Genomic DNA, 3089 nt, shown 5'->3' with positions numbered 1-3089 from the left:
AGCGTCCACCATAATATGCCGGTGTAGCTCAGTTGGTAGAGCGGCTGACTTGTAATCAGTAGGTCGAGGGTTCGACTCCTTTCGCCGGCACCATTGTTACCTTATTGGGGATTAGCCAAGCGGTAAGGCAACGGACTTTGACTCCGTCACGCATAGGTTCGAATCCTATATCCCCAGCCATTGTAAGAGCCATTAGCTCAGTTGGTAGAGCACCTGACTTTTAATCAGGGTGTCGAAGGTTCGAGTCCTTCATGGCTCACCAGTTAAATATGTGCGCGTATGGCGGAATTGGCAGACGCACTAGACTTAGGATCTAGCGCCTTTGGCGTGGGGGTTCAAGTCCCTCTACGCGCACCATATCATTAAACCCTTGTCGGACAAGGGTTTTTTGCTGTTTATAGATAGTAAGGAGCGTAAGGCTCCTTGTTTTTGTTAACGGACTTGTTAACGGAAAGCTAGATATCCACAGGATCATTGCTTTTATTTATCGAGTTTATAGCCTCAGAATATTTCGCCATGAGGTTCTTTTTCTTTTCATCTCTCATGTGTGTATAGATGTCTCCTGTAATTGCTACACTAGAATGACCTAATACCTCTTGTATGTCGTCAAAACCAAGCTCCCACAAGTTAGTTGTAAATGAATGCCGCAAGTCATGGAACCGAATGTATGGCAATCCTCTTTTATTGATTATCTTTTCGTAATCATGTCGCAATTGAGATGGGCGTATTGGCTCTCCGTCTAGGTGGCAATTAATCAAGCCCCATAGTTTCTGATACGCTTCGTTCTTTTGTGCGTTGGTATGATTCTGCTCGATCTTCTCTTTCAGCTTTTCAAGTATACCTATCTATGATAGGTGTGCGCCTTTCGGACTTCTTTGTTTTTGGTGCCTGAACAATGAAGCCGAATTCTTTATGATACGTGAGTGACTGCGTAGCGTCGATGTATTTGCCTTCATAAGAGAAATCGCTCACCTGGACACCTAGAACCTCACCACGCCGAATTCCTGTGTTTATGGTCGTTAAATAGGCCGTGTAGAAGCGACTCACAGATGCTGCCTTAAGAAATGTCAGACACTGCCCCAGCGTCCACGTGAGAGTTCCTTTTTGGCAAACGGGTGATCAAGCTTCTTTATAATGTCGATGGGAATTAGCTTCTATTTTGCTGGCCCAGAAGGTATTACGTGTCGATATAGCGGATGTGAAGTGGAGTGGGATATCGGACGGAAAGAGTACCGCTTCCACAATGACTACACAGACAAAAGGGATCGGAAGGTACTCGCAACGAAGCAGAGAGATGCATTGGATGCCAACAAGAATGTAGTGTACCTGGTAGGTGGGGAGCACGCGACATTAGGATCGATGGAGACGCTAGTGAAGTAGATGCTATTGATCACCAAAATGCAGACAATAAGATTGAGAGATATTCATTCTATTTGTCTGGAATCAAATTTGCTTATTTGTAGTGATAATTGATGGATGTGATATGCTGCACGCATCATGCCTTCCGAAAACGAAAATGTCATAAGCACCAAAGTATTATCTTAGTGCTTAGATTAAGCCAGGGCTTCTTTTTAAGCAATACATGCTACCTGCGTACGTTCTTTAGTTTGTGATTGTAACCCAAGCAAAGAATGGGGAGCGTCCTTTTGTTGAACTGTCGGGCAGGATAGTGGTGTTGTAACATAACATGGTTTAAAGATAAGAAGAGAGAGATATATGCAAAGAGAGGTAATGAAAGATCTAAGATAATTTTTTGGATTGACAGGGAATGTTACTTTAACCCATTTTGGAGTAGTTTGTTTGGCGGCAATATGAGGCCGGCACCAAAGAAGTAAAGCCCCGGGTTAGTCCGAGGCTTTATTATGATCATTTGCTTAAATACTTCTAGTATTGTTTTGCCTTAACTTGGATGTCCATATTATGGCCGTCTTTATTATTAATGAATACTTTCCATTTTTCAGAGATAAAGCCACCAAAGACTTTAATTGTTTCTGTTTTTTGTTGGCCTGAAGATATTGGAATGTCTACCGCATAGTTTTTTCCATCGCGTACTAACGTCATGTACACTGTTCCTGGGCCGTCATTCTTAACATGAACGTCTAAGCTCTTTCCGGCATGGATGTTTGCATGAAATGAGCTCTGGAAGGAATGGTACCCAACGTGACTAACTTCAAAAAGTGAAATTTCTCTTGAATCTGTTGAGGTTTCTGATTGAGTTGGTGCAATTCTAGTTGAGTCAGGCGCAGCAGAAGCGAATCCAGTAAATGTTGATAACATTAGCACTGTTGAAATGATGACTAACGATTTTTTCATAGTAACCTCCTTGGAAATGTATATTAATGTTATACATTTCCAATATACCACATATAACCATTAGCTTGTGCTGTAGATGAGTCCTATCTGTGACAAAGACCCGAACTATTCGAGGCTTTACTTATACACACTAATTAGGTATATCTTTTATAAATAAAGTTCCACCTTATGATGGGACAATTCATTTTAGATGAAGCAATTGATTCATTATTCGAATTAGCCTTTTACCGTTTTGCTGTTTAAATTAGGTAACTACGTGTTCTTGTATGTCTCAATATTGTGTTGGAGAATAGAAGGAATTAATCTTAGGGATAAGCTTAGAAGCCTGTAAGAGCCCTTTTAAATCCTTAAAGAGGGGATTTGGATACGTAAAGCGTCTCAAACCCATCTAGAGCAAATAAGGGGACGTACGACTGGAATAACGATTGCATTCCACTATGGCGACCTGAAGAAATGCTCTGAGGGGCGGGGGAACGTAGAGAACCGTTGGAGCTTGTGGGCGATAATAGCTGTTAAGCGTTGTGATGAGGTGTCCTAGAACAGGCACCTTGAAGTCTCCAGTGGCTCAACAGCAAGGTTTTTCAGCTATTTATTATTTTTTTTGAAATAGGGGTTGCATTACTTAATACCTTATGATATATTATTACTTGTCGCTTCTGATATATCGTTTTGAACGACAAATTGCGGACATAGCTCAGTGGTAGAGTATCGCCTTGCCAAGGCGAGGGTCGCGAGTTCGAATCTCGTTGTCCGCTCCATTATGTTTGCGCCCTTAG

At 41.9% G+C, this 3089-nt stretch carries 3 protein-coding genes and 5 tRNA genes; 6 read left to right on the top strand and 2 right to left on the bottom strand.

Annotated elements, in window-relative coordinates:
* Positions 1-17: 17 nt before the first annotated feature.
* From BP95_RS0115995 to BP95_RS0115980, 4 genes are all read left to right on the top strand, one after another.
* Positions 18-93, top strand: a tRNA-Thr gene (locus BP95_RS0115995).
* 12 nt (positions 94-105) lie between these two features.
* A tRNA-Gln gene (locus tag BP95_RS0115990) sits at positions 106-180 on the top strand.
* Between the two features lie 6 nt (positions 181-186).
* Positions 187-262: transfer RNA gene (locus BP95_RS0115985), tRNA-Lys, on the top strand.
* Between the two features lie 11 nt (positions 263-273).
* A tRNA-Leu gene (locus tag BP95_RS0115980) sits at positions 274-357 on the top strand.
* Positions 358-455: 98 nt separating this feature from the next.
* On the opposite strand, the gene BP95_RS34595 is transcribed toward BP95_RS0115980, so the two are convergent.
* On the bottom strand, positions 456-827 hold the full coding sequence (locus tag BP95_RS34595; RefSeq protein ID WP_419181965.1) for a tyrosine-type recombinase/integrase: 372 nt from the start codon (positions 825-827) through the stop codon (positions 456-458).
* 307 nt (positions 828-1134) lie between these two features.
* On the opposite strand from BP95_RS34595, the gene BP95_RS0115970 reads away from it, so the two are divergent.
* Positions 1135-1380, top strand: coding sequence for a hypothetical protein (locus tag BP95_RS0115970; RefSeq protein ID WP_021255707.1), 246 nt, complete (start codon positions 1135-1137; stop codon positions 1378-1380).
* A 504-nt stretch (positions 1381-1884) separates the two neighbouring features.
* Here the strand turns inward: BP95_RS0115970 and BP95_RS0115965 are convergent.
* On the bottom strand, positions 1885-2313 hold the full coding sequence (locus BP95_RS0115965) for a hypothetical protein (RefSeq protein WP_021255708.1): 429 nt from the start codon (positions 2311-2313) through the stop codon (positions 1885-1887).
* A gap of 683 nt (positions 2314-2996) precedes the next feature.
* Here BP95_RS0115965 and BP95_RS0115960 point away from each other — a divergent pair.
* Positions 2997-3071, top strand: a tRNA-Gly gene (locus tag BP95_RS0115960).
* Positions 3072-3089 lie beyond the last annotated feature (18 nt).

This window comes from Paenibacillus sp. UNC217MF (assembly GCF_000686865.1).
In the GTDB taxonomy this organism is placed as follows: domain Bacteria; phylum Bacillota; class Bacilli; order Paenibacillales; family Paenibacillaceae; genus Paenibacillus_B; species Paenibacillus_B suaedae.
This window is presented reverse-complemented; position numbering and strand designations above follow the sequence as displayed.

Excerpts from the sequence above, each read along its gene's own strand:
- BP95_RS0115970 (WP_021255707.1), top strand. The coding sequence starts at position 1,135 with ATGTCGATGGGAATTAGCTTCTATTTTGCTGGCCCAGAAGGTATTACG.
- BP95_RS0115965 (WP_021255708.1), bottom strand. The coding sequence starts at position 2,313 with ATGAAAAAATCGTTAGTCATCATTTCAACAGTGCTAATGTTATCAACA.